23 protein-coding genes are annotated in these 26,067 nt (G+C 71.0%); 10 read left to right on the top strand and 13 right to left on the bottom strand.

From position 1 onward, the window contains the following. The first annotated feature begins 52 nt into the window (after nucleotides 1-52). Together BLR04_RS23235 and BLR04_RS40820 are read left to right on the top strand one after the other, a co-directional pair. On the top strand, nucleotides 53-1,222 hold the full coding sequence (locus BLR04_RS23235) for a YbfB/YjiJ family MFS transporter (RefSeq protein ID WP_090769099.1): 1,170 nt from the start codon (nucleotides 53-55) through the stop codon (nucleotides 1,220-1,222). Between the two features lie 67 nt (nucleotides 1,223-1,289). Continuing rightward, nucleotides 1,290-1,565: a hypothetical protein gene (locus BLR04_RS40820; RefSeq protein ID WP_176903247.1), complete on the top strand. Its 276-nt coding sequence runs from the start codon at nucleotides 1,290-1,292 to the stop codon at nucleotides 1,563-1,565. Here BLR04_RS40820 and BLR04_RS23225 read toward each other — a convergent pair. After that, entirely contained in the window at nucleotides 1,555-2,514 is a 960-nt protein-coding gene (locus BLR04_RS23225; RefSeq protein ID WP_090768966.1) for an alpha/beta fold hydrolase, read from the bottom strand. The genes BLR04_RS40820 and BLR04_RS23225 overlap by 11 nt on opposite strands. Before the next feature lie 150 nt (nucleotides 2,515-2,664). On the opposite strand from BLR04_RS23225, the gene BLR04_RS23220 reads away from it, so the two are divergent. Continuing rightward, on the top strand, nucleotides 2,665-5,013 hold the full coding sequence (locus tag BLR04_RS23220) for an ExeM/NucH family extracellular endonuclease (protein ID WP_090768964.1): 2,349 nt from the start codon (nucleotides 2,665-2,667) through the stop codon (nucleotides 5,011-5,013). Between the two features lie 42 nt (nucleotides 5,014-5,055). Here the strand turns inward: BLR04_RS23220 and BLR04_RS23215 are convergent, their stop codons facing one another. From BLR04_RS23215 to BLR04_RS23160, 12 genes are all read right to left on the bottom strand, one after another. Continuing rightward, nucleotides 5,056-5,904 carry an ABC transporter permease gene (locus BLR04_RS23215; protein WP_090768962.1) on the bottom strand — a complete coding sequence of 283 codons (849 nt, stop codon included), beginning with the start codon at nucleotides 5,902-5,904 and terminating at the stop codon, nucleotides 5,056-5,058. Then, nucleotides 5,864-6,715, bottom strand: a complete 852-nt coding sequence (locus BLR04_RS23210) for an ABC transporter ATP-binding protein (RefSeq protein ID WP_090768960.1) — start codon at nucleotides 6,713-6,715, stop codon at nucleotides 5,864-5,866. Before BLR04_RS23210 ends, BLR04_RS23215 begins: the two co-directional genes overlap by 41 nt. Continuing rightward, complete coding sequence (locus tag BLR04_RS23205; protein ID WP_090768958.1) at nucleotides 6,712-7,167, bottom strand: MarR family winged helix-turn-helix transcriptional regulator; 456 nt, start codon at nucleotides 7,165-7,167, stop codon at nucleotides 6,712-6,714. The genes BLR04_RS23210 and BLR04_RS23205 overlap by 4 nt, the downstream gene beginning before the upstream one ends. A 94-nt stretch (nucleotides 7,168-7,261) precedes the next feature. Then, entirely contained in the window at nucleotides 7,262-7,756 is a 495-nt protein-coding gene (locus tag BLR04_RS23200; RefSeq protein ID WP_090768956.1) for a hypothetical protein, read from the bottom strand. Nucleotides 7,757-7,764: 8 nt separating this feature from the next. Then, the gene (locus BLR04_RS23195; RefSeq protein ID WP_090768954.1) at nucleotides 7,765-9,201 is read right to left on the bottom strand and encodes a hypothetical protein; all 1,437 of its coding nucleotides are present in this window, start codon (nucleotides 9,199-9,201) and stop codon (nucleotides 7,765-7,767) included. Between the two features lie 82 nt (nucleotides 9,202-9,283). Further along, nucleotides 9,284-11,239 (bottom strand): ABC transporter ATP-binding protein, encoded by a 1,956-nt coding sequence (locus tag BLR04_RS23190; RefSeq protein ID WP_090768952.1) that lies wholly within the window; start codon nucleotides 11,237-11,239, stop codon nucleotides 9,284-9,286. Between the two features lie 37 nt (nucleotides 11,240-11,276). Further along, nucleotides 11,277-13,013: an ABC transporter ATP-binding protein gene (locus tag BLR04_RS23185; protein ID WP_176903246.1), complete on the bottom strand. Its 1,737-nt coding sequence runs from the start codon at nucleotides 13,011-13,013 to the stop codon at nucleotides 11,277-11,279. Further along, on the bottom strand, nucleotides 13,013-13,630 hold the full coding sequence (locus BLR04_RS23180; RefSeq protein WP_090768950.1) for a TetR/AcrR family transcriptional regulator: 618 nt from the start codon (nucleotides 13,628-13,630) through the stop codon (nucleotides 13,013-13,015). The genes BLR04_RS23185 and BLR04_RS23180 overlap by 1 nt, the downstream gene beginning before the upstream one ends. A gap of 33 nt (nucleotides 13,631-13,663) precedes the next feature. Further along, the gene (locus tag BLR04_RS23175) at nucleotides 13,664-14,275 is read right to left on the bottom strand and encodes a GNAT family N-acetyltransferase (protein ID WP_090768948.1); all 612 of its coding nucleotides are present in this window, start codon (nucleotides 14,273-14,275) and stop codon (nucleotides 13,664-13,666) included. Further along, nucleotides 14,272-15,990 (bottom strand): glycoside hydrolase family 9 protein, encoded by a 1,719-nt coding sequence (locus BLR04_RS23170; protein WP_090768946.1) that lies wholly within the window; start codon nucleotides 15,988-15,990, stop codon nucleotides 14,272-14,274. The genes BLR04_RS23175 and BLR04_RS23170 overlap by 4 nt, the downstream gene beginning before the upstream one ends. After that, on the bottom strand, nucleotides 15,984-17,342 hold the full coding sequence (locus BLR04_RS23165; RefSeq protein ID WP_090768943.1) for a GH1 family beta-glucosidase: 1,359 nt from the start codon (nucleotides 17,340-17,342) through the stop codon (nucleotides 15,984-15,986). The genes BLR04_RS23170 and BLR04_RS23165 overlap by 7 nt, the downstream gene beginning before the upstream one ends. Nucleotides 17,343-17,370: 28 nt before the next feature. Next, nucleotides 17,371-18,975, bottom strand: coding sequence for a beta-N-acetylhexosaminidase (locus tag BLR04_RS23160; protein WP_245740433.1), 1,605 nt, complete (start codon nucleotides 18,973-18,975; stop codon nucleotides 17,371-17,373). Nucleotides 18,976-19,181: 206 nt separating this feature from the next. On the opposite strand from BLR04_RS23160, the gene BLR04_RS23155 reads away from it, so the two are divergent. From BLR04_RS23155 to BLR04_RS23125, 7 genes are read left to right on the top strand one after another with little or no spacing between them, the layout of a single operon-like run. Then, complete coding sequence (locus BLR04_RS23155) at nucleotides 19,182-20,129, top strand: ABC transporter permease (RefSeq protein ID WP_245740427.1); 948 nt, start codon at nucleotides 19,182-19,184, stop codon at nucleotides 20,127-20,129. Then, complete coding sequence (locus tag BLR04_RS23150) at nucleotides 20,126-21,013, top strand: carbohydrate ABC transporter permease (protein ID WP_090768939.1); 888 nt, start codon at nucleotides 20,126-20,128, stop codon at nucleotides 21,011-21,013. Before BLR04_RS23155 ends, BLR04_RS23150 begins: the two co-directional genes overlap by 4 nt. A gap of 25 nt (nucleotides 21,014-21,038) precedes the next feature. Then, nucleotides 21,039-22,673, top strand: a complete 1,635-nt coding sequence (locus BLR04_RS23145) for a type 2 periplasmic-binding domain-containing protein (RefSeq protein ID WP_090768937.1) — start codon at nucleotides 21,039-21,041, stop codon at nucleotides 22,671-22,673. A 24-nt stretch (nucleotides 22,674-22,697) separates the two neighbouring features. Next, nucleotides 22,698-23,432, top strand: a complete 735-nt coding sequence (locus tag BLR04_RS23140; RefSeq protein ID WP_090768935.1) for a ThuA domain-containing protein — start codon at nucleotides 22,698-22,700, stop codon at nucleotides 23,430-23,432. After that, nucleotides 23,429-24,211 (top strand): sugar phosphate isomerase/epimerase family protein, encoded by a 783-nt coding sequence (locus tag BLR04_RS23135; RefSeq protein ID WP_090768933.1) that lies wholly within the window; start codon nucleotides 23,429-23,431, stop codon nucleotides 24,209-24,211. Before BLR04_RS23140 ends, BLR04_RS23135 begins: the two co-directional genes overlap by 4 nt. Further along, entirely contained in the window at nucleotides 24,208-25,188 is a 981-nt protein-coding gene (locus BLR04_RS23130; protein ID WP_090768931.1) for an NAD-dependent epimerase/dehydratase family protein, read from the top strand. The genes BLR04_RS23135 and BLR04_RS23130 overlap by 4 nt, the downstream gene beginning before the upstream one ends. A 25-nt stretch (nucleotides 25,189-25,213) precedes the next feature. After that, entirely contained in the window at nucleotides 25,214-26,005 is a 792-nt protein-coding gene (locus BLR04_RS23125; protein ID WP_218129121.1) for a GntR family transcriptional regulator, read from the top strand. Nucleotides 26,006-26,067 lie beyond the last annotated feature (62 nt).

Below are 26,067 nucleotides of genomic sequence, written 5' to 3'. Positions count from 1 at the left end.
AGGACAGGCGTGGCGGGTCGTCGGGCAGGGCGCGGCGGCGCTCGCCGCCGGCATGGGCGTCGGCCGCTTCGTCTACACCCCGATCCTGCCCTTGATGCAGGCGCAGGCCGGGCTGTCGCCGCAGACGGGCGCTGACCTGGCCACCGCCAACTACGTCGGGTACCTGCTCGGCGCGGTGGCCGCGATCGTCGCCCCCGGCGTGTTCGCCTCCCGGCGGGCGCTGCGCTCGTCGCTGGTCATCCTCGTCGCCACGCTGGTCCTGATGCCGGCCGTGCACGGCGGCCCCGCCTGGGCGTCGCTGCGCCTGGTCGCCGGCGTCGTGAGCGCGTTGATCTTCGTGGTCGCGGCCGACGCGATGCTCGCCGGGCTGCGGGGCCACGCGCACCACCTGACCGGGTGGGCGTTCGGCGGCATCGGCGCGGGGATCGCCCTGTCGGGTGTCCTGGTGCTGGTCCTGCGAGACGTCGGCACCTGGCAGCAGGCGTGGTGGGCCACGGCGGCGCTCACCGCGCTGCTGTCGGTGCCGGCCTGGCGGCTGGGCGGGGCCGCGACGCCGCCCCCACGGGTGGGGCGGCGAGGGCTGGGTGAGGGCACGGCGCCGTCCCCGCGGGTGGAGCGGCGAGGGCTGGACAGGGGCGCGCCCCCGCCCGGCCGGCGGTGGTTCGGCGTGCTGCTGGTCAGCTACACCCTGGAGGGGACGGGTTACATCATCGCCGGTACGTTCCTCGTCACCGCGATCGAGCAGAGCGCGCCCGGCCCGGCGGGCGGCCTCGCATGGGTGCTCGCCGGGGTCGCCGCGCTGCCGTCGTCGGCGCTGTGGGCGTGGCTGAGCCGTACGTGGTCGCGGCCCGCCCTGCTCGTGGCGGCGCTCGCCGTGCAGGCCGCAGGCATCGCGCTGCCGGTCCTGGTGGGCGGGGTCGTGCCCGCGCTGGTCTCGGCGGCGCTGTTCGGCGCCACGTTCCTCGGCGTCGCGACGCTGGCCCTGGCCGCCGGCGGGCACCTGCGGGTGCCGCGTGCGGTCGCGATCCTCACGACCGGCTACAGCGTCGGGCAGATCCTCGGCCCCGTGGTGGTGACCCCGCTGCTGCGCTCCGGCTACCGTCCGGCGCTGCTGGTCGGCGCCGGCCTCGTCGCGCTGGCCGCGGTCGCCGCCGGCGCGCTGCGCCACCGTTTCCCCCACCACCTCGGCCCGCTCCCCCGCCGCGTACGGGCATTGCCATGATCGCCAAGCGCTGACACCGCTGACCGGCCTGCTGCTGCCCCACCTGCTCGCCGCGCCCGGCCCACGGGTGGTCGCCCTCACCAGCCTCGCGCAGCGCTACGCCCGCTTCGACCTGGACAACCTCAACGCCGAGCGCGGCTACGCGCCCATGTTCACGTACGCGGTGGCCAAGCGGGCCGTCCTGTACTTCGCGCTCGAACTCCAGCGCCGGGCCGACGCCGCCGGGCTGCGGCTGCGCACCGGCGACCCCGCACTTGGCGACACCGTCACGGCGCGGCTGCTGTGGGAGGCCTCCGAACGCCTCACCGGCGTCTCGTACGAGAGCGCGCTGCCTAGCGCTTGAGCCCGTCGAGCCAGCCGATCAGCAGCCGGTTGACCTCGGAGGCCCGTTCCTGCTGGACCCAGTGGCCGCAGTCGTCGAGCAGGTGGGAGGCGACCAGGCCTGGCAGGGTCGTGGGGTGGGCGTCGATCGCGCGCGACAGCCACAGGGTGGTGGCGTCCTTGGCACCGCCGATGAACAGCGACGGCTGGACGACAGGGGCGCCGTCCCAGGGGGCGAGGTCCTCCCAGTCGCGGTCCATGTTGCGGTAACGGTTCAGCGCCGTGCTCAGGCCGGTGCGCTCGAACTCGGCGGCGTAGACGTCGAGATCGTCCTCGCTCAGCCAGGAGGGCAGGCGCCCGGCGGGGAACCGGTCGCGCATCCTGCCGCCGCGGGCCACGAACCCGGGTGCGGGCCGGTCGGGGCCCGGCATGGTGTCGGCCGACAGGGCCGCGTAGATGCCGGCCAGCCAGCCGCGCACGTCCGGCTCGATCTCGGCCTCGGCCCGGCCGGGCTCCTGGAAGTAGCTGATGTAGAACTCCTCGTCGCCGCCCATGCGGGCGAACGCCTCGGTGGGACGGGAGCCGCCGGGCGGGCTGTAGGGAACGCTGAGCAGCGCGACGGCGGTGAACACGTCCGGACGGATCAGCGCGCTGTTCGCGGCGATGGGCGAGCCCCAGTCGTGGCCGACGACGACGGCCGTCTCCTCGCCGAGCGCGCGTACCACGGCGACGTTGTCCTCGACCAGTTCCAGCATCCGGTAGGCGGCCACCTCGCCGGGCTTGGACGAGCGGCCGTACCCGCGCACGTCCACGGCCACGGCCCGGTAGCCGGCGGCGGCCAGCGCGGGAAGCTGGTGGCGCCAGGAGTACCAGGACTCGGGGAAGCCGTGCACCAGCAGCACGAGCGGCCCTTCGCCCTGCTCGACCAGATGGATCCGGCCCGCCGGTGTCGGCACCAGCCGATGGTTCATGAGTCCTCCTTGGAAGCACGTGTCTCCACGATGTCGCGGACCGCCGCGATCCCGGTAATTCCCTTGCCACTTCGGCAATACATCCCGAATTCATAGGACATCAACAAAGTTGCTAGCGAAAAGGGAGGGCCTTCCCTTTACTCTCGGGCAATGCGTGCATTACGAGCACTCGCGATCCTCGCCACCGCCGGCGTCTCCGCCGGCACGATCGCGGCCCTCCCCTCCGCCCCCGCCACGGCCGCGGCGGGCACGGTCGTCATCAGTCAGGTGTACGGCGGCGGCGGGAACTCCGGCGCCCCCTTCGCCAACGACTACGTCGAGCTCTTCAACCGCGGCGGCGCCCCCGTCTCGCTGGACGGCTGGTCGGTGCAGTACACGAGCGCCACCGGCACCGGGAACTTCGCCGCCAACCGGACGAGCCTGTCCGGAACCCTGGCCCCGGGCCGGTACCACCTCGTCCAGCTCGCGGCGGGCGCCAACCCCGGCACGCCGCTGCCCGCGCCCGACACCACCGGCGGCATCAACGTCAGCGCCACGGCGGGCAAGATGGCCCTCGTCCGCTCGGCCGACGGCCTGGCCTGCAACGGCTCCACCACCGCCTGCACGCCCGAGCAGCTCGCGCTCGTCGCCGACCTCGTCGGGTTCGGCACCGCGAACTTCTCCGAGGGCGGCGCCGCGCCCGGTCTGAGCAACACCACCGCCGCGATCCGCAGGAACGGCGGCTGCGCCGACACCGACGACAACGGCGCCGACTTCGAGGTCGCCGCCCCGTCCCCGCGCAACAGCGCCACCCCGGCGGCGCCCTGCGAGGGCGGCGGCGAGGACCCCACGCCCACCCCGACCCCGACGCCGGACCCCACGCCGGACCCCACGTGCGACACCGCGGCCACGCACACCATCGCGCAGGTGCAGGGCAGCGGCGACGCGAGCCCCGTCGCCGGGCAGGACGTCAGGATCGAGGGCGTCGTCACGGGCGCCTTCCAGGCGAGCGGCCGGCTCGGCGGCTTCTCCGTGCAGAGCGGCACGCCCGACCGTGACCCGGCGACCTCCGAGGGCCTGTTCGTGTTCTCGTCAGCGCCGGTGCGCACCGGTGACCGGGTGCTCGTCTCGGGCAAGGCGATCGAGTTCAACGGCCTGACCGAGATCTCGCCCGCCACCAAGGTGGACGTCTGCGGCGCCGCCAAGCCGGTGAAGCCCGTCAAGGTGGACCTGCCGCTGCCCAAGGGCGTCACGTTCGAGCGTTACGAGAACATGCTCGTCACGTTCAAGGACAAGCTGGCCGCGTCCGAGATCTACAACCTCGGCCGGTACGGCGAGATCACCCTCGCCGAGGGCGGCCGGCTCTGGCAGCCGACCGACCGCGCGGGCGTGGACACCGAGAAGGACGCGCGGCGCAAGATCCTGCTGGACGACGCCTCCACCGCGCAGAACCCGGCCACGCTGCCGTACCGCACCGAGGGGTCCGACTCCGTCCGGATCGGTGACGAGGTCGCGAAGCTGACCGGCGTGCTCACCTACGGCTTCGACCTCTACCGCGTCCAGCCGACGCAGCCGGTCGTCTTCCGGCCGAAGAACCCGCGCCCGGCCGCCCCGCGCAAGGTCGGCGGCGACGTGCGGGTGGCCGGCCTCAACACGCTCAACTGGTTCACCACGCTCGGCTCGCGTGGCGCGACCACCGCCGCCGAGCGCGACCGCCAGCTCGCCAAGCTGGTCGCCAACATCCTCACGCTGAACCCGGACGTCGCCGGGCTGATGGAGGTCGAGCGCAACGGCGACGTCGCACTGAACGCCCTGGTGGACGCGCTGAACGCGAAGGCCGGCGCGGGCACGTACCGCGCGGTCGGCCACCCCCTGCCCGGCACCGACGCCATCCAGACCGCGCTGATCTACAAGCCGGCCGCGGTGTCGCCGGTCGGTGAGGCGCGTTCGTCGTCCGACCCGATCTTCAACCGTCCGCCGCTGGTGCAGACCTTCCGTAAGACCGGCAAGAACGGCAAGAGCTTCACGATCATCGTCAACCACTTCAAGTCGAAGGGCTGCAGCGACGCCGACGGGCCCGCCACCGGCCCCGACGCCGACCAGGGCGACGGCCAGAGCTGCTACAACGCCAAGCGCGTCAAGCAGGCCAAGGCGGTGCTGAGCCTCGTCGACAGTCTGAGGCTGGACAACGTGCTCGTCGTCGGCGACATCAACGCCTACGGCGAGGAGGACCCGATCCGCGCCTTCGAGGACGGCGGCCTGACGAGCCTCAGCAAGAAGTACGTCGCCAAGGACGACCGCTACAGCTACGTCTTCGACGGCCTGTCCGGCGAGCTGGACCACGCCCTGGCCGGAAAGGACCTGCGCAAGCTGGTGACCGGCGCGACGATCTGGCACGTCAACGCCGACGAGGGCCGGTTCATGGACTACAACACCGAGTTCAACCCGCCGTACCTGTACGCGCCCGACCCGTACCGTTCGTCCGACCACGACCCGCTGCTGGTGGGCCTGAACCTCTGACGGACGCCCGTTGGGCCGTGGCGGGAGCCACGGCCCAACGGTTCAGCGGGCGAGCCGACCGAGCAGCGCCGAGGCGGCCGCGATGCCGAGGGCCGCGGCCACGACCAGCACCGCGAAGTCGAGCGGCAGGTTCGTGGGGGTGCCGAGCAGCAGCCCGCGCAGCGCGCTCACCTCGTAGCTGAGCGGGTTGATCGCGCTGATCACCTGCAGCCAGCTCGGCATGGACGCGGTCGGGTAGAGCGCGTTGGAGGCGAAGAACAGCGGCATGGTGATGGCCTGCCCGATGCCGAGCAGCCGGTCACGGGTACGGGCGATCCCGGCGATGGTCATCGACAGGCAGGAGAAGAACGCCGAGCCGAGCACCACGACCGCGAGCATCCCGACCAGGCGCAGCGGCTGCCAGGTGAGCGTCACGCCGAGGAGCGCGGCGATGACCAGCACCACCAGGGCCTGCACCATCGCCTTCACCCCGGCCGCGAACGCCTTGCCGGTGACCAGCGCGGCCCGCGGGGTCGGCGTGACCAGCAACTTGGTCAGCACGCCGGAGTCGCGTTCCCAGATGATGTGAATGCCGTAGAAGATCGCGATGAACATCGTCGACTGGGCGATGATCCCCGGGGCCAGGTAGTCGCGGTACGGGATGCCGCCGGTCGGGATGACGTTGAGCCGGTTGAACGTCTCCCCGAAGATCACCAGCCACAGCGCGGGCTGGATCGCGCGGGTGTACAGCTCGGTGCGGTCGTGGCGGAGTTTCTGCAGTTCCACCACGCACATCGCGACGACCCTGGCCGGGATCAGCCGCCAGGCGGGCCGCGCGCGCGGCGGGACGAACAGCAGCCCCTGCCCGGCCTCAGCCGACACGGGCGGCGGTGCGGCGGGTACGGCGGACATCGCGGAACTCCCCTCCTTCTTCGTCGAGACCGCTGCCTGCGACGTCGCGGAAGACGTCCTCCAGCGTGGGCGACGAGCCGTCGCCGCGGCGTTCGCGCAGGTCGTCGGTGAGCCGGTGCGGCGTGTCGAGCGCGCGGATCCGGCCCTTGTGCATGAGCGCGACCCGGTCGCAGTACTGCTCGGCCTCGTCCATGTAGTGCGTGGTGACCAGGACGGTCATGCCGCTGGCGGCGCGTACCGCCATGATGTGCTCCCACACGCTGGTACGGGCGATGGGGTCGAGGCCGATCGTGGGCTCGTCGAGGATGAGCAGGCGCGGCGAGCTGACCAGCGCCTGGGCGAGCTCCAGGCGGCGGACCATGCCGCCGGAGTAGGTGCCCGCCATCCGGTCGGCGGCCTCGGTCAGGCCGACGGCCTCCAGGGCCTCGGCGACGCGTCCGGCGCGTTCCTTGCGGGGCACGTCGAAGACGCGCGCGAAGAGCGAGACGTTCTCGCGGCCGGTCAGGCTGGAGTCGGCGGACAGCTGCTGGGGCACGTAGCTGAGCAGGCGGCGCACCCCCATCCGGTCGGCGGCCACGTCGTGCCCGAAGACCCGCACCATGCCCGCGGGCACGGGCAGCAGCGTGGTCACGCAGCGGATCGCGGTGGTCTTGCCGGCGCCGTTGGGGCCGAGCAGCCCGAACACCTCGCCGGACGCGACCGACAGGTCGAGCCCGTCGACGGCCTTGGCGCCGTCGCCGAAGGCGTAGGTCAGCCCGGTACAGGTCAGCGCGGCAGGTGTCTGTCCTGGTGGTGTGTTGTCGTCGGTCATGCGGACGTCACCTCTTCCCGCAGGCTGTCGGCCAGCCTGCGCAGTGCGGGGAGCGCGGCGGCGAGCGCCTCCTGGTCGTCGTCGCCGAGCCGTTCGACGAGTTCCCTGATGAGTGCCGTACGGCGCTCCTGCCAGGCGCGCAATCGCTCCTCGGCCTCTGGCGTGACGAGCAGCCGGGCGGAGCGGCGGTCCTCGGGGCGGGTCTCGCGCCGCAGCAGCCCCGCCTCGGTGAGCTGGTTGACGAGCGTGGAGACCGAGTTGCCCGCCAGGTAGAGCTCCTTGGCCGCTGCCGTGACGCTGATGCCGGGGCTGTCGGAGACCAGCCGCAGCAGTTCGACCTGCGCGCCGCGCAGGCGGGGGCCGGTGAGGTCACGCCGCAGCCTGCGCCGGACCAGCCGGTTGATCCCGCCCATGACGGCGGCGAAGGCCTCGGGCACATCTGCCGTACTCATATCCGAAATATTAGCTCTGCTTACGACGTATTTCGACATGTCGCTGGTCACAGGTACGAGGGGCGCATCCGGGCGCCCCTCGTACCGAACCTGCCTAGCCCCGGCAGAGGGTACGCCGCTCCGCGAGCCAGGCACGGTCGACGAACCGGCCGGTGAGCCGCCCGACGGCGACCAGGTGCGGGTCGATGTCGCTCTCGTCCCCGTGCCGGTCCTTGAGGTCGAGGTCGTCGAGCCCAGCCGCGTCGTACAGGCCGGGCACGGCGTGGAACTCGCCGGTCGCCCGCAGGTAGCGGAACGTGAACACACGGCCGTCAGGCAGCTCGAAGAGGGGCAACCCACCCGCGACCATCAGCACGACCGTCCATCCGGGCGCGTGCGGCCCGAACCAGAAGACGGACGGGTGTGACCCCGCGCCGTGCCAGCGCAACGCGGTGGCCAGGTCGCACTCGAAGGCCCCGGTGGTGTCGAGGCCGAGCCGGGCGGCGATCTCGTCGAGGTCGTCGCTCCCGATCCACATGGCCTGGAAGTCCTCGTGCAGCCCGGCCTCGGTCAGCAGCTGCCACTGGCTCTCTTCGGGTAACGGTCGCAAGGAACACCTCATCGGTAGATGACGGAACTCTTCCGTTCGCCCGGGTATACCATGATCAGCATTTCCACGGAGCCGTCCGGCGGCCACGGCACAGCCTGGACCAGCTCCCTGCCCCGCAGGTGAACGCGGACCCGATAGGAGCCAGGACGCCCGCCCGCGATGAGCCCGCCCAGCGTGTTCCCGATGCCGTCGCGGAGGGTCAGCGAGCCGGTCGGGCTCTCGTAGCCGACCTCGACCACCTGCTTCCAGCGCCGGGTCTCGACGGGCGGCCGCCTGGTGTAGGACTCGACGGTCACGCAGGCGTGCCCTGTCTGGCGGGCGGCCCAGAACGACAGCATCCCCGGAGCGCTGCCGACGACATCGGCGACCAGCTCCGGCGTCTCGTCCGGCATGGTCTCCTCGAAGCCCTTGTCGAAGGCGTTGATCTCCCAGAACTCGGTCCACATGGTGGTGCGGCGCTGACGTACCGGCTTGATCCTGGGGCGGTGCGCCGGGTGCGCGGCGCAGGCCCGCTCCCCCTTGGCGTAGTACTCCCGCTCCTCGGCCTGCCTGCGCTCGCCCTCCCTGACCTGCCACGCGGCCGCCGCCGGGCACAGTGGTCCGAGCGCGTTCCGCAGCGATCCGTGCGGCGCGTCCTTGACCTGCGGCGTGTCGAGGTTCCCGCCGTACCGCTGGGCCAGGGCGCACAGCCGTCGCCCCTGCGCGAGGACCACCGCGTCGGAGCTCCGCGCCCACATCTCGATGCCACCCAGGCCGTAGAAGTCGTTGTGGCCGCGCACGTCGCACAGGAAGGTCTTCTCGGCCAGGCTCAGGTGCCGGGCCGTGCCGTCGCCGAAACCGGCGCAGTCGAGCTCGCCCTCCGTGCTGATCCGGCCGCTCGGGGCCGCCTGCGCCGCGACCAGGAACGTCGCGGCAGCCGTCAGGACGGCGGCCGTCACCCGGAGTGGGCGTCCGCGCCGGACGAAGGCGCGGCGGGGCGACCGTACCGCGATGAGGACGAGGATCGGCGGCACCAGCTCGTAGATCCGCCAGTACGCGGTGAAGCTCACCAGCTCCGCCGGCCCCCATGCGGCGAGGCAGTGCGGCCCCGCCGCCGCGTCGATCAGGAGCGGCACGAGCAGGCGAAGCGACACGAAGATCAGCACACCGGCCGCCGTGCGCGCGACCGCCCGGCCGAGGCCCGGTCTGCCGCGCCGGTCGCTCAGCCACCACAGCGCGAAGGCGAGGACGATCAGCGGCGTGCCGTCGTACCGGAACAGCGGAACGGACGACACGACCGCCATCGCGGGGCGCAGCAGGGTGTTGATCTCATGCCCGGCGCACCACCCCGAGAACATGGTCGCGTAGAAGTACGACGTGGGGCCGCCGGACAGGAACTGGGAGTAGAGCGTGGGCGCCGCCGCGGTCGTCGCCGCGGCGGCCCACACGAATAATCGGCCGACCATGACAGCGCACCCTAGCGGCGCCCACCGTCAGTGCCGGAGCCGCGCGGCTCCGGCACTGACGAGCCGCACAACTCCGGGCGGGTCAGTCGACGTCGGTGGCGGCGGCCGTGAACTGGGCCGAGTACAGCCGGGCGTAGGCGCCGCCCTCGGCCAGCAGCGACTCGTGCGTGCCCTGCTCGACGATGCGCCCGTTCTCCATGACCAGGATCAGGCTGGCGTCGCGGATCGTCGACAGCCGGTGTGCGATCACGAAGCTCGTACGCCCCTCGCGCAGCGAGTTCATCGCCCGCTGGATCAGCACCTCCGTACGGGTGTCGACCGAGCTGGTCGCCTCGTCGAGGATCAGGATGGCCGGCTCGGACAGGAACGCCCTGGCGATCGTGATGAGCTGCTTCTCGCCCGCGCTGACCGTCGCGCCCTCCTCGTCGAGGACGGTGTCGTAACCGTCGGGCAGCGTGTGCGCGACGCGGTCGACGTGGGCCGCGGCCGCGGCCGCCTCGACCTGCTCGCGGGTGGCGCCCTGCGAACCGTAGGCGATGTTCTCCGCGATCGTGCCGCCGAACAGCCAGGCGTCCTGCAGCACCATGCCGATGTTCGAGCGCAGCTCCTCGCGCGACATCTGGGCGATGTCGACCCCGTCGAGCATGATGCGGCCGCCGGTCACCTCGTAGAAGCGCATGATGAGGTTGACCAGCGTCGTCTTGCCCGCCCCGGTGGGGCCGACGATGGCGACGGTCTGGCCGGGCTCCACGGTCAGCGTCAGGTTCTCGATCAGCGGACGGTCCTCGGTGTAGCGGAAGGACACGTCCTCGAACGCCACCCGGCCCCTGACCTGGTCGGGACGCGCGGGCTCGGCGGGCTCGGGCGACTGCTCGGGCGCGTCCAGCAGCTCGAAGACCCGCTCGGCGGAGGCGGCGCCCGACTGCACGAGGCTCGCCATGCCGGCGACCTGGGTGAGCGGCTGGCTGAACTGCCGTGAGTACTGGATGAACGCCTGCACGTCGCCCAGCGAGATCGACCCCGAGGCGACCTTGAGCCCGCCCACCACGGCGACGAGCACGTAGTTGATGTTGCTGATGAACATCATCGCGGGCTGGATGGTGCCGGAGATGAACTGGGCGCGGAAGCTCGAGTTGAACAGGGCGTCGTTGTGCTGGTCGAACGTCTCGGCGGCCTCGTCCTGCCTGCCGAACACCTTGACCAGCGTGTGGCCGCCGTACATCTCCTCGATGTGGCCGTTGAGCTTGCCCGTGGACGCCCACTGCTTGATGAACTGCGGCTGCGAGCGCTTGCCGATGGTGGCCGTGACGACGACCGACACCGGCACCGTGACGAGCGCGATGAGCGCCAGGACCGGCGAGATGAGGAACATCATGACCAGCACCGCGACGACCGTCAGCACCGAGGTGATGAGCTGGCTCATCGTCTGCTGCAGCGTCTGGGCGATGTTGTCGGTGTCGTTGGTGGCCCGGCTGAGGATCTCGCCGCGCGGCTGGCCGTCGAAGTAGCTGAGCGGCAGCCGGGACAGCTTGGCCTCGATCCGCTCGCGCAGCCGCGACGCCGACCGCTGCACGACGATCGTGGTGAGCCGGAACTGCGCGATGCCGAGCCCCGCCGCCAGCAGGTAGATCACGAGGACCCAGGCGAGGACGTGGGCCAGCTCGGTGAAGTCGATGCCGTGGCCGGGCACCACGTTCATGGACGACACCATGTCGGCGAACGTGTCCTGGCCCCTGGCGCGCAGCCCGGCCACGGCCTGTTCCTTGGTGATCCCGGCGGGCAGGCTGCCGCCGATGATGCCGGAGAAGATCACGTCGGTGGCGTGGCCGAGGATCTTGGGGCCGGTCACGGTCAGCGCGACGCTGGCCGTGCCGAGGACGAGGATGACGATCAGCAGGGCCCGTTCTGGCTGCAGCAGCTGCAGCACGCGGCGGATCGTGCCGCGGAAGTCGTGGGCCTTCTCGGTAGGCCCGGCCATCATCCGGGCGCCGGGGCCGAACCGGGGCTGGGGGCGGCGCTCGGGCGCCTGGGCGGTCATGCGCCCTCCTTGGTGGTGAGGGTTCCGCGCTCGGGGGTCACGCCGCGGCCTCCTGTTCGGTCAGCTGGGAAAGGACGATCTCGCGGTACGTCGGGCAGCTGGTCATGAGCTCGCCGTGGGTGCCGCTGCCGACCACACGGCCCTCGTCGAGGACGAGGATGCGGTCGGCGTCGCGGATCGTGTTCACCCGCTGGGCCACGATGACGATCGTGGCGTCGGTGATCTCCTCGGCCAGCGCGGCGCGCAGCCGGGCGTCCGTGGCGTAGTCGAGGGCAGAGAAGGAGTCGTCGAACAGGTAGATCTCGGGCCGGTGCACGAGGGCCCTGGCGATGGCCAGGCGCTGGCGCTGACCGCCGGAGACGTTCGTGCCGCCCTGGGAGATGGGCTCCTCGAGGCCGCCGGGCATCGCCTCGACGAACTCGCGGGCCTGCGCCACCTCGAGGGCGCGCCACAGCTCCTCGTCGGTCGCGTCGGGGCGGCCGTAGCGGAGGTTGGAGGCGACGGTGCCGGTGAACAGGTAGGGCTGCTGCGGGACCAGCCCGACCGCGCGGGACAGCGCGCGGGCGTCGAGGTCGCGGACGTTGACGCCGTCGACCAGCACCTCCCCCTCGGTCGCGTCGAACAGGCGCGGGATGAGGTTGAGCAGCGTCGTCTTGCCGCTGCCGGTGCTGCCGATGATCGCGGTCGTGCGGCCGGGGCGCGCGACGAAGGTGATGTCGTTCAGCACCGGCTCCTCGGCGCCCGGGTAGCGGAAGTCGACCGAGCGCATCTCGAGCTCGCCGATGCGCTGCTCCGGGGTGACGGGCTTCGCGGGCGGGTGGACGGTGGGCTCGGTGTCGAGGATCTCCTGGATGCGCTCGGCGCAGACCTCGGCCCGGGGGATCATCATGAACATGAACATCGCCATCATCACCGACATGAGGATCTGCATCAGGTAGGAGATGACGGCGGTGAGCGCGCCCACCTCCATGGTGCCGTCGGCGATGCGGTGGCCGCCGAACCAGATGACGGCGACGCTGGAGACGTTCACGACGAGCATGACCGTGGGGAACATCAGCGCCATCAGCCGCCCGACCCGCAGCGACACGTCGGTCAGCTGGGCGTTGGCCACGCCGAACCGCTCGCGCTCGTGCTGGTCGCGGACGAACGCCCTGATGACCCGGATGCCGGTGATCTGCTCGCGCAGCACCTGGTTGATGCGGTCGATGCGCTCCTGCATCGCCCGGAAGTGGGGACGCATGAGCGTCACGATCGTGCCGACGATGACGATCATCACCGGCAGCACGACGAGCAGCAGCGACGACAGCGCCGTGTCCTGGCGCAGCGCGAGGACGATGCCGCCGACGCACATGATCGGCGCGGCCACCATCAGGGTGAACGTCATCAGCGCGAGCAGCTGGATCTGCTGCACGTCGTTCGTGGTCCTCGTGATGAGGGACGGCGCGCCGAACCTGTTGACCTCCTGGGCGGAGAAGTCCTGGACGCGGTGGAAGATAGCGGCCCGCAGGTCTCTGCCCAGCGCCATCGAGGTACGGGCGCCGTAGTAGACGGCCACGACCGAGCAGAGGATCTGGACGAGCGTCACGCCGAGCATCACCAGCCCGATGCGCGCGATGTAACCGGTGTCGCCGGTGACGACGCCGTAGTCGATGATGTCGGCGTTCAGCGTGGGGAGATAGAGCGTGGCCAGCGTCTGCACGAACTGGAAGAGGACGACGAGCGTGATCTCTTTCCCGTACGGCCGCAACTGGCCCCGCAGGAGGCGAAGCAGCATCAGGGGGAGCTTTCTGTGGAGGGGGAGGAGTCGGCCCGGACGAGCAGCCCGTCGAGCAGGACGGAGACGATCTCGTCGTCGTCCATGTCGCCGAAGTCGGGGACCGCGGTGCCGCGGTGCACGGTCACCGCGACCAGCATGAGCAGCATCTGCGCCGTGGCCTCGGGAGAGCGGCGCAGCCGGTGCCGGTCGGGCTCCACCAGGACGGCGAGCGCGTCGGCCATGCAGTGCCGTGCGGCCATCATGCGGTCGCGGAACTCGGCGTCGTCGGCCATGAGCTCCCGGGGGACGGCGGCCAGGTTGGCGTTGGCGCTCATGCGGGCGCGCAGCGCCGCGACCGCCTCGCGGAGCCGTACGCGCAGGTCGGGCTGGTCGATGGCGTGGAGGGCGGCCACCGCCGGCTGGGGGTCGAACGCGTGCATCAGCGCCGCCCGCACGAGGGATGCCTTGTCGGGGAAGACGCCGAAGATCGTGCCCTCGGCCACGCCGGCGGCCTCGGCGATCTGACGCGTGCTGATCGCGGTGCCGTGTTCGCGCAGGAGGGGCAGGGTGGCGGCGATGAGTGCGGCACGTCGGTCCTCGGGCGCCATGGCCGGCACTCTTCGCCTTTTGGTCATGCCGAAGAGCGTACTGAGCGAGTACTCACTCGTTCAAATTGATTTTCGGAGACCCATCGTCATCGTGGAGCCCCAGGCGCCGCGCTGCCGCTCGTCGAACCCCATGGCCAGATAGAAAGCGAAGGCCCGGGGGTTGCCGCTGCCGACCCCGAGATGCAGGCCGGGCACGCCGCGCTCGCGCAGCGCGGCGGTCAGCGTCGTGATCAGCCGGCGGCCCAGCCCCTTCCCCTGGCCGCGCGGCAGGATGTCGATGTGCAGGTGGGCCGGGTGGGTCTCCAGGAGGTCGGTCTCGGTGCGCGGCGGGTCGTGGAGGTGGGCGACGCGCAGCCAGTCCTGGGTGCCGTCGCCCGGGTCGGCGGCCGCCCGCCGCGGATACCGGGCGCGCAGCCCCGGCCACCACTCCTCCTCCAGCCAGTCCTCGAAGGCCGCGGTGTCGGCCGTCGCGACGACGTACCCGAGCAGCCCGTGCTCGTCGTACGCGACCCAGGTCAGGCCGGGGTCGGCGACCGGGTACGGCCCCGCATAGACGTGCCCGAGCAGCTCGGGGTCGCGGTACAGCCGCGTGGCGTCCCGCCCGGAGTCGCCCGTCTCCAGGCAGACGCGGTACATGCCGGCCAGGTCGTACGGCTGGAACGGGCGGATCATCGCGTCACCGACATCGCGAGCAGGAACCAGGCGCTGTGCGGGATCCACTGTTCGGCCCACCGCCACGAATACCCGCCGTCGCGGTGCTCCTGCGGCATGAAGGCGATGTCGTGCTCGTCATCGAACCCGCTGGTGATGCCGTTGAGTATGCCGCCCGGCACGTTCTGGAAGGCAGTGGAGTACTCCACGTTGTTCCTGCCGCGCCCCTGGAGCATGGACGCGTCGAACGGGTTGAGCCCGACGATCCACTGCACCTGGTCCTCGGCCAGCACGCGCAGCCGCTCGCGCAGCGGCTCGGGGCAGCCGGGCGCCCCCGCGGCGAGCAGCGCGGCGTACGCGGTCGAGCTGATGCCCGCGTTCTCCCCCTGCCACCAGTAGCCGGTCTCGTTCTCGTGCGGGTAGAAGAAGCCGGCCCTGGGCTGCCCGCCGAGCGGCTGCGCGTACTGGCGGGGGTAGCCGAAGGGGTTGGCCACCTCGTCCGTCAGCGTGACCGTGTCGCGCAGCAGCGCGAGGGCCAGGTCGCGCGCCCGCTCCGCCTCGGCCGACGCGGGCAGCACCTCGGCGAAGCGCAGCAGCGCAACGGCAGGCAGGCCAGGCTCGGCCGCGTGGAAGAACGGCCGTCCCTCGACGTCGCCCTTCAGGTAGCCGAACCCGTGCCCCGAGTCGGTGTACCGGGCGGCCAGCGCGGCGGCCCGGCGCTCGGCCGCCGCCGCGAACACCGGCAGGTGCTCCGCCCCGAAGCCGTGGTGGGCGGCGTCGGCCAGTTCGGTGGCGGCCATCAGGGCGCAGTAGTCGTCGATCACCGACTCGTGGCCGTCGTACAAGTAGTCGGCGTTGTGTTCCTCCAGGTGGGTGAAGCCGCGGTGGGCCGCGGCGAAGTACTCGCGCGGCGTGAAGTCGCCGTGGTCGTCCTGGACGGCGGCCCTGGCCAGCGCCGCGATCGCCATCCCGCCGCCCTGCCGGTACGCGGCCTGCCAGCGGGTGGTGCGCACGCAGTCCTGCAGCGGCGCGTTGATCACGCGTTCGTCGAGCTGCTTGGTGAGGGCGTCGAAGACCGCCGTGTAGAAGTAGCCCTCCTCCGACTGGAACCGCACCAGGAAGTCGGCGCCGTACAGCCCCTCGTCGCGCAGCCTGGCGCCCAGCACGCGGAACAGCTCAGGATGCGTGGCCCTGAGGTGGTCGCGGGCGGCCAGGAACGCCCACGCGCACAGCGGGGTCTGCTGCGGGTTCATCATCCGGGTGTAGTTGAGGTGGCTGAGGAACTTGCTGTGGTCGCCCGAGGCGTCGAGCCAGCCGCCGCTCGCGTCGACCGTGCGTCCTGAGTCGTCGAGGTGGAAGCGGGCGTGCCGGTCCTTGCGGTCGATCTCGCCGCTGGAGCGTACGGCCTTGAAGTAGTACAGGACGTCCGAGAGCGTCTGGTGGTGGACGCGCCGCTCGGCGATCTCGAACGGCGCCGACGACCACGCGCCGTCCGCGGTGGTGACCTCCGCCCGGTACGTGCCCTCGGCGCGTACGTGACCGAAGTCGATCCGGGCGAACAGGCCGGCCGACCACCGGTCGACCTGACGCAACGGGCTCACGGCGAGGTCGGTCCGGCTGCCGTCGGCGGCGACGAGCCCCGCCGACAGCAGCTCGACCGGCTCACGAGCGAGCACCACCGCCTTCTTCGAACCGGTGGCGTTGTACCCGAGGTGACTGGTGAGAACGCTCAGCACCGCGCGCCCTTCTCGGCCGCGATCCGCTCGGCGTAGTAGCGGGCCGAACGCTTCGGGACGCGCTCCTGGGTCTCGTAGTCGACCCGGACGATGCCGAACCTGCGGTCGTAGCCGTAGGCCCACTCGAAGTTGTCCATCAGCGACCAGGCGAAGTAGCCGCGCAGGTCGACGCCCTGGGCGCGGGCGGCGAGCGCGGCGTCGATGTGGGCGCGCAGGTAGCGCTCGCGGTCGGCGTCGTCGACGTAACCGTTCTCGTCGGCGACGTCGGGGTAGGCGGCGCCGTTCTCGGTGATGTACCAGGTGGTGCCCGGGTAGTCGCTGTCGAGGCGCAGCAGCAGGTCGGTGAGCGCCTCTGGGGTGACCTCCCAGTCCATCGCGGTGCGCTCGACGTCGCGCGCGACCGAGGTGGACGCCGGCCAGCCGTTGTCGCCGGCCGGAGCCGCCCTCACCACCCGCGAGGTGTAGTAGTTGACGCCGAGCACGTCCACCGGCTGTCCGATCACTTCGAGGTCGCCGTCCCGCACCGGGAGCGGGCAGCCCAGCTCGGCCAGCTTGCCGGCGATGTCCTCGGGGTAGGCGCCGCGCAGCAGCGGGTCGAGGTAGAGCCGGTTGCTCATGCCGTCGTCCCAGCGGGCGGCCGCGAGGTCGGCGGGCGCGTCACTGGCCGGGATCTTGTGCGACAGGTTGAGCGTGATGCCGACCTCCAGACCGTCGGCGCGGCCGGCGGCGTCCGCCCGGTCACGGATCACCTGCGTGGCCAGACCGTGGCCGAGCAGCAGATGGTGGACGGCGGCCATGCCCGCGCGCACGTCCTTGCGCCCCGGCGCGTGCTGGCCGTGGACGTAGCCGAGCATCGCCGAGCACCACGGCTCGTTCATGGTGGTCCACTGGCTGACCCGGTCGCCGAGCGCGTCGTAGGCGATCGCGGCGTAGTCGGCGAACCGGTGGGCGGTGTCGCGGGCCGGCCAGCCACCGGCGTCCTCCAGCGCCTGCGGCAGGTCCCAGTGGTAGAGGGTGATCCACGGCAGGATGCCGGCCTCGAGCAGCTCGTCCACCAGGCGGTCGTAGAAGGCGATGCCCGCCGGGTTGCCGGGGCCCCTGCCGTCGGGCTGGATGCGTGGCCAGGCCAGCGAGAAGCGGTAGACGTCCACCCCGAGCTCCTTCATGAGCGCGACGTCCTGCGGCATGCGGTGGTAGTGGTCGCAGGCGACGGCGCCGGTGTCGCCGCCGGACACCGCGCCCGGGGTGGCGCAGAAGGTGTCCCAGATGGACGGGGTGCGCCCGTCCTCGTCCACGGCCCCCTCGATCTGGTACGACGAGGTGGCCACGCCCCAGAGGAACTTCTGTGTCATCGGTGGTGCACTCCTGTGTCGGGATGGATCACGGCTCGCGGGAGATCGACTCGACCCATTTCCTGGTCTCCTCGATCCGTCCTGGCCCGGTACGCCGCCAGGCGCCCGTGCCGCCGGCCTGCCAGGGACGGGGGCCGCCGGGCGGACGGTACTCCACGCCGAGGGCGTCCAGCCGGGGCAGGTGGGCCCGCAGCCGGTCCTCGAACGCGGCGGGATCGTCGACGCCGCCGCGCCACAGGACCTCGGCGAGCGCGCAGGCGCGCGGGAAGGCCAGGTAGTCGAGGTGCCGCTCGTGGGGCACCCACTCGCTCCAGACCTGCCACTGCGCGCCGAGCACCCGCGAGCGCAGCTCGGCGGGCCATTCCGGCGGCGCCGGGGTGAAGGCGGCCACGTCGGCCAGGGTGATCGGGCCGCCTTCCGAACGCCGTTCCTCCGGCAGGTCGGACTGGTCGAAGTTGAAGTAGGTGGGGAAGAGCGGGGCGCGGACCACGTCGTGGGTGCGCGCGGCGCGCTCGGCCACCTCGTGGCCGCGCCAGGCCATGACGATCGTGTCGGGCAGCACGCCGCCGGTGACGAAGGCCTCGTCCCACACGATCATGCGCACGCCGCGGCCGGCGAGGAAGCCGCCGAGCCCGCGCAGGAAGTGGCCGTGCATCTGGCGGGGCTCGGTGTAGCCGTGCGCCGCCATCTCGGCGGCGATGGCCGGGTCGTCCGCCCACCAGCTCATGTCGCACTCGTCGCCGCCGAGGTGCACGTACGGTGCGCCGGTCGCGTCGACGATCTCGCCGAGCACGTCGCGCAGGAAGGCGGCGACCGGCTCGGTGGGGCTGATCGAGGAGCCGCCCGCCCAGACCGTGTCGAGCACGGCCTGCTCCTCCCCCGGGCGGCCGAGTTCGGGGTAGGCGGCGCGCAGCGCGGACGTGTGCCCGGGCACGTCGATCTCCGGCACCAGCACGATCCCATGGGACCGCGCGTACGCGGAGATCTCGGCGAGGTCGTCGAGGCTGTAGTAACCGCCGTGCGGGGTTCCGTCGGGCACGCCGTCGGGGCCGAGCCTGGTGGACGGCCGCCAGGCGCCGACCTCGTGCAGGCGTGGGTGCAGGCGGCTCTCCACCCGCCAGCCCTGGTCGTCGGTGAGGTGCAGGTGCAGCCGGTTGTAGCGGTGAGCGGCGAGCAGGTCGACGTAGCGCAGCACGGCGGTCCTGGGCAGGAAGTGCCGGGCCACGTCGAGCATCGCGCCGCGCCAGCCGTACGCGGGGGCGTCGGAGACCGTGCCGCACGGCACGGTCCAGCCGCCGGACGGGACGCCCGCTCTGCGCCAGACCTGGTCCGGCAGGAGCTGGCGCAGGACGGTGAGAGCGCCGGACACGCCCTCGACGTCGCCGGCCTCGACGGTGACGCCCTGCTCGGTGACGTGCAGGGCATAGCCTCCCGGCGGCCCATCGACGGCGGCGCGCACGGAGAACCACGTGGTCTCAGTGGTATTCGGTGGCGTGTTCCCCGCCTCACCGAGGCTCGCGAGGAACCGGCGGGCGAGTGCCGCGGCCTCGGGCGGGCCGTCCACGGTGAGCGGCATATCCGCATGTAAACGGCAGGTACCGGGCTCCGGCCGGACCGTCGCCGGGCTCGGCACCAGGGAGGAGAAGCCGTTCACCGCTCATTCACCTCGTCATTTCGGGATCTGTGAAGGTCCTTCTTATAGTGGGCGAACGTACTGGTTGTCTTACTTTGGCGCAAGTGGTATCTTCCCGGTACTTCACTGGTATTTCGCCCTGGTCGCGGAGCTTTTTCCCGACTCATGGAGAGGTGATCATGGCGGTCAATCAGACCCTGCCTCGAGTGAACCCGCCACCCGAGAACAAGCTCCACACCCAGCGGAAAATGCCCTTCCTCACCAAGCTCTGGCGGGATTCGCCCCTGCTCGTCATGGTGGCTCCCGCGGTGCTCATCCTGCTGCTCTTCACCTACATCCCGTTACTGGGCAGCGTCATCGCGTTCATGGACTACGTCCCCTTCCTCGGCTTCACCGGGTCGGAGTGGGTGGGATGGGCCAACTTCAGCTCACTGTTCTCCGACACGGCGTTCTGGAACGCGCTGTGGAACACGGCGCAGATCACCCTGCTGCAGATCGTCCTGTTCTTCCCCGTGCCGATCCTGCTGGCGGTGCTGCTCAACACGGTCGCCATGCCGATGGCCAAGAGGTTCGTGCAGTCGGTGATCTACCTGCCGCACTTCCTCTCGTGGGTGATCATCGTCGCGCTGTTCCAGCAGGTCCTGGGCGGCAACGGCGTGCTGAACCGCTTCCTCCTCACGCACGACATGTCGCCCTTCGAGATCATGTCCAACCCCGACACCTTCAAGCTGCTGCTCACCACGCAGGCCATCTGGAAGGACGCCGGCTGGGGGACGATCATCTTCCTGGCGGCCATCGCCGCCATCAACCCCGGCCTGTACGAGGCCGCCACCATCGACGGCGCCGGCGCCTGGCAGCGCTTCTGGCACGTCACGCTCCCCGGCATGCGGCCGATCATCGTGCTGATGCTCATCCTGCGGCTCGGCGACTCCCTCACCGTCGGCTTCGAGCAGATCCTGCTCCAGCGCGACGCGGTCGGCCCCGGAGCCGCCGAGGTGCTGGACACCTTCACGTACTTCAACGGCGTGGTCGACGGCAGCTGGGGCACCGCGACCGCCGCCGGCCTGCTCAAAGGCGTGGTGAGCCTGCTGCTCGTGCTCGCCGCCAACAAACTCGCCCACCGGCTCGGAGAGGAGGGCGTCTACCGGCGATGAACACCCGTCCCGTATGGCTGGGCAAGCCCCGGCCGATCGCCATCGCCCTGAAGGCGCTCGCGCTCACGCTCATCTGCGCGGTGGTCGTCTTCCCGTTCCTCGTCGTGATCTCCACCAGCATCGCCACCCAGCAGCAGATCGACGCCAACGGCGGCTACGTGATCTGGCCGACGAGCGTCTCCTTCGAGGCCTACAAGGAGATCTTCAACGGCACGCAGGTGTCGCGCTCCATCGTGATCAGCGTGGGGGTGACGGCGGTGGGCACCGCCTTCAGCCTCGCCTGCACGGTGCTCGCGGCCTACGGCCTGAGCCGCAGGCAGTCGCTCTTCCAGCGTGGCCTGCTGTCGTTCGTGCTCTTCACCCTGCTCTTCGCGCCCGGCATGATCCCCGTCTACCTGATGGTCAAGCAGCTGGGCATGCTGAACACGTACTGGTCGCTGATCATCCCCACCGCGGTGAGCGCGTTCAACATCGTCATCGTCCGCGGGTTCATCCAGGCGATACCGCACGAGCTGTTCGACGCGGCCCGCATGGACGGCGCCGGGGAATGGCGCATTCTGCGGTCGGTCGTGCTGCCCAATTCCAAAGCCGTCATCGCGGTGGTGGGCCTTTTCATCGCGGTCGGCTACTGGAACAACTATTTCGGCCCGCTGCTGTATTTGAACGATACGGAGATGTGGCCGCTCCAGCTCGTCATGCGGACGTTCGTGCTGGACAACAACGTCACCACCAATGCGCAGGCCATTCCCGGATACGTGGCACCCCCCGCGCAGTCCGTGCAGATGGCGCTCGTGGCGATCGCCACACTGCCGATCCTGTGTGTCTATCCCTTCCTGACCAAGCACATGTCGAAGGGGATGCTCACCGGGGCCATCAAGGGTTGACCGGACATCTGTAAAGGAAGACATCATGTCTAGCAGAATCAGTCGCCGATCGCTGCTGCGGAGCGCGGGCCTGGCCGCGGCGCTCGCGCCCTTCGGCGGAGCGCTCGCCGCCTGCGGCTCAGGCTCGGGAACCAGGAGCGCGGGCGGCGGCGGGTCGGCGAGCGCCGGCCAGGCGGTGCCGCTGCCCACGTACGTGCCGCCGAACAAGCCCAAGCCGCTGTACGAGGGCACCGCCCAGGGCGTCATGGACGTCTACGAGTCCTTCCCCATGGACGGCCCGAAGACGGTGACCGGCCCCGTCGGTGACGGCACCGACTTCAACGTCATGATCATGACGTACGGCCAGCCGGCCCCGCCCCTGGAGGAGAACGTCTACTGGCAGCTGCTGAACAAGGAGCTCAACCTCAACATCAAGCCGGTGCAGGTGCCCTTCGCCGACTTCCAGACGAAGTTCCCCGCCCTCGTCGCCGGTGACGACCTGCCGGAGTTCGTCTCCGTACCGATCTTCCAGAACGTCTCCCGCCTGCCGCAGCTCGCCGAGGCGCAGTTCACCGACCTGAGCGAGTACCTCTCCGGCGACGCGGTGAAGAAGTACCCGAACCTGGCCGGCATCCAGGAGGCCGGCTGGCTCAACGGCTACCTCAACGGCCGCATCTACGGCGTCCCGCGTTCCGACCCCATCTTCAGCACGCAGATCTACACCAAGACGGACGTCATCGAGGCCGCCGGCGCCAACCCGCAGCCGAAGAACCTCCAGGAGTTCCGCGACCTCGCCAAGGCGGTCACCGACCCGAAGGCCGGCGTGTACGCCTTCGGCGGCAACATCGCCGGCTTCCTGCAGATGATGTTCGGCGTGCCCAACAAGTGGACGCGCAAGAGCGACGGCACCTTCGTCTCCGCCTACGAGCACGAGGCGTTCATCCCGGCCATCGCCGAGCTGGCCGCCCTCTACAAGAGCGGCGTCTTCCACCCCGACACCGCGACGCTCATCGAGAACAAGGTGCAGCGGGACGCGCTCTTCCGCTCGGGCAAGCTGGCCATGGTGCACGACGGCAACCGCGCGTTCGGCATCGTCGCCGACGACCGCGAGCTCGTCTTCGACATCATGCTGCCGTTCGGCAAGGACGGCGGCGACGCCGTGCACTGGACGGGCAACGGCGCCTACGCGATCACGATGATCAAGAAGACGACCGACAAGAAGCGCATCGACATGTTCCTCAAGGTGCTCGACTACATCTCGGCCCCGTTCGGCACCAGGGAGTCGTTCGTGATCAACTACGGCGTCGAGGGCGAGGACTACACGGTCAAGGACGGCGTGGCCGTGCTCACCACGCGCGGACAGCGGGAGCAGGACCTCGGCATGGCCTACATCGCGGGCGGCCCGCAGGTGCTGTGCAACCCGCAGGGCACGCCGGGCGTCGACAAGCTCAACTACGACTGGCAGCAGAAGGTGGTCTCGACGCTGCTGCCCAACCCCGCCGAGCATCTGTACTCGCAGACCTACAACACCAAGGGCGCCGCCCTGCAGAAGCAGATGGACGACGCGGTCGTCGCGGTGTTCCTCGGCCGCGAGCCCGCCTCCAGCCTGACCGCCGCGATCCAGAAGTGGAAGTCCGGCGGCGGCGACCAGATGGCCAGGGAGTACGCGCAGGCCCGCTGACCTGCGGAACAGGAGTCCTTCGGAATGAAACTCAGACACGGGCCCTCGGCACTGGTGATCGTCGAGGGCACCGATCTCCACCACGATCTGCTGGGCGCCGCGCTGGCGCTGCAGGAGATCGTGATCGAGGGCGGTCTGCCGGCCGCCCGCGCCGTCGGCCTCGACCGGTTCGTCGACCCGATGCCGGCCACGGCCGAGGCGGACGTCTACGTGCTCTACCGCTCGTCGGTCACCTTCGACCCCGTCCAGCAACGGGCGTTGTCGGAGCTGGTGGCGGCCGGGAAGGGGCTGGTCGCGGTGCACGCGAGCAACCTGTTCGGCTTCGGGCCCGGCGGCCTTGCCGCCGACCGGGCGGCGTACGAGCTGGTGGGCTCGCGTTACCTCTCGCACGGGGACGCGGGCTCGGAGGGCCGGATCGAGGTCTCGGTGCGCGGCGGACACCCCGTCACGAAGCACCTGGACGACTTCGCCGTCGACGACGAGTACTACGTGCTGGAGTACGCGCCGGACGTCCAGGTGGTGGCCGAGCGGCGCACGAGCGAGGGCACGGAACCGGTGGCCTACGTGCGCGAGCACGGCGCCGGCCGGGTCTGCTACACCTCGCTCGGCCACGACGCGCGGGCCTGGGGCAACCCCTGGTTCCGCCAGCTCGTCCGGCAGGCGGTGCTGTGGGCGGCCGGCGTGGACGACGACGCGATCGGCACCTGGTCCACCCGCTGGCCGCTGGGCAACGCCCGGTTCATCGGGGACCCGGTATGAGCGGCCACGTCCCGCCGGTCGCGGCGCAGCTCTGGTCGCTGCACGAGGACGCCTCCAAGGACCTGCTCGGCGTGCTGGAGCGCGTCGCGGAGATCGGCTTCGCCGCGGTCGAACCCATCAGCCTGTACAACCACCCGCCGTCGGTCGTCCGCTCCGCCCTCGACCGGCTGGGTCTCGGCCTGTGCAGCATGCACGTCCCGTTCCCGTCCGGCGCTGACGCCGCGGCCGTCCTCGACGGGTGCGCGGAGCTCGGCGTCGAGACGCTGGTGTGGAGCCTGGAGCCGGAGGAGTTCGGCACGCTCGACGGCGTCCTCGCCGGGGCGGAGCGCGTCAACCGGGCGGCGGCCAACGCGGCGGCGCGCGGCATGCGGATCGCCTACCACAACCACTTCGCCGAGTTCCGCAACGAGTTCGGCGGCCGGTGGGCCTACGACGTCCTGCTCGCCGAGCTCGATCCCGCGGTGGTCGTCGAGCTCGACACGTACTGGGTGGCCGTGGCCGGGCTCGACCCGGCGCGGGTGGCCGCGGGGCTGGGCGACCGGCTGGAGTTCACCCACCTCAAGGACGGCCCGGCGACCGGTATGGACGACCACATGGTGCCCTTCGGCGAGGGGACTGTCGACGTGGCGGCGGCGGCGCGGGCCAACCCGGCGGTCAGGTGGCACATCGTCGAGGCCGACCGGTCCCACCAGGACATGTACGAGCTGCTGCGCTCGTGCTACGACTACCTCGTCGGCGCGGGCCTCGCGACCGGCCGCCGTCCCGTGGAGGCGTCATGAAAGTTCTCCTGCTCGGCGGCACGGGCGTGATCAGCGCGGCCTGCGCCCGCCGGTTCGCCGCCGACGGCTTCGACGTCACCGCGCTGACCAGGGGCCGCAGCACCACGCGGCCGTTGCCGGACGGCGTGCGGGCGCTCACCGCCGACGTGCACGACGACGCCTCCATGCGGGCCGCGCTCGGCGACGAGACCTTCGACGCGGTCGTCAACTTCGTCGGGTACGTCCCCGCCGACATCGCCGCCGACGTGTCCAGGTACGCGGGCCGTACCGGGCACTACGTGTTCATCTCGACCGGCTCGGTGTACGCCAGGCCCGCGCCCACGCTGCCGGTCACGGAGGCGTCGGCACGGCGCGCGGGCGACTTCGACTACCCGGCGCAGAAGCTGCGCTGCGAGGAGGAGCTGGAACGTGCCTACCGCTACGAGGGTTTCCCGGCGACGATCGTGCGGGCCGCGCACGTCTACGACGAGACCGTGTTCCCCGTCCTGGCCGGCTGGACGGTGATCGACCGCTGGAGGCGCGGCAGACCGGCCGTCGTGCACGGGGACGGCACCTCACTGTGGAACCTCACCCACGCGAGCGACTTCGCCGTGGGGCTCTCCGGGGTGGTGGCCGGCCGGGCCGCCGTGGGGGAAAGCGTGCACATCACCTCCGACGAACCGCTCACCTGGGACGGCATTCATTTCTCGCTCGCCAGGGCCGCCGGGGTGGAACCCAGGATGGTGCACCGGTCGAGCGCGGACATCGGCCGGGAAATCCCGTGGATGGGGACCGTCCTGGAGGAAGATTTCCGGCATTCCATGATTTATGACAATTCGAGGATTAAACGGCTCGTACCGGGATTTTCGGCTCGGGTGCCATTCGAGCAGGGAGCCCGGGAGATTCTCCGGTGGTTCGACGCCGATCCGTCCAGGCAGAAGGTCGACGCCGAGCTGGACGCGGCCTTCGACCGACTTGCCGGAGATTGTGATGGATAATGGTATCCGGCCGCGGGGTTCGACGATGAGACACAAGCTGGGGACGGGAAAAGACATGGACGGGGTGAGCACGTCGCCTCAGAGGTCCCTCATCGCACCGGACAACCCAGAGCCGCTGTGGGTCCAGGCCGCCGAGCTGATCGAACGTCAGGTGCGCGAGGGCGTCCTGCCCGCCGGGCGACGGCTGCCCGCGGAACGCGACCTGTGCACCCAGCTCGGCATCAGCCGGGTGACGCTCCGCCGCGCGCTGCAACACCTGGTCGAGCGCGGCGTCATGCGGTCCTCGCACGGTCGCGGGTGGTATGTCGCGGCCCGCTCCGACCGCGAGTGGCCGAACTCGCTGGAGTCCTTCACCGAGACGGCCCGCCGCAAGGGCCTCGTGCCCACGTCGCGGGTGCTGCGCGCCGAGGTCAAGCACGCGTCGCTGGACGAGGCCGACGAGTTCGGCGTGGCGGCGGGCGCCGACGTCTTCCTGCTGGAGCGCGTCCGCATGCTGGACGGGGTGCCGATCGCGGTCGACTCCTCCCGCGTGGTGGCCAACCTGGTGCCCGGCCTCGCGTCCGTCGACTTCAGCCGCGCGTCGCTGCTGGACGAGCTCGTCGCGGCGGGCGCCGAGCCGGTCGTGGCCGAGTCCACCATCGAGGCCAGGGGGTGCGCCCCCGAGCACGCCGAGCCGCTGCAGCTCGAGCCGGGCGATCCCGTCCTGACCATGAGCCAGACCATGACGGACGCCACCGACCGGGTGGTGCTCGTCTCGACCATCACCTACCGGGGCGACCGCTACCGGCTGCGCACCTCGTTCGTCCGCGGCTCCTGACCCGATTCACCCACCCCCCACGTACACACACCCCGGCCGGCTCCCCACAGCGGCCGGCCACC

Origin of the sequence: Nonomuraea maritima, assembly GCF_900100395.1 — a bacterium.
GTDB classification, from domain to species: Bacteria; Actinomycetota; Actinomycetes; order Streptosporangiales; family Streptosporangiaceae; genus Nonomuraea; species Nonomuraea maritima.
The sequence above is the reverse complement of the archived record's forward strand: the minus strand, read 5'-3'. Positions and strand labels throughout refer to the sequence as shown.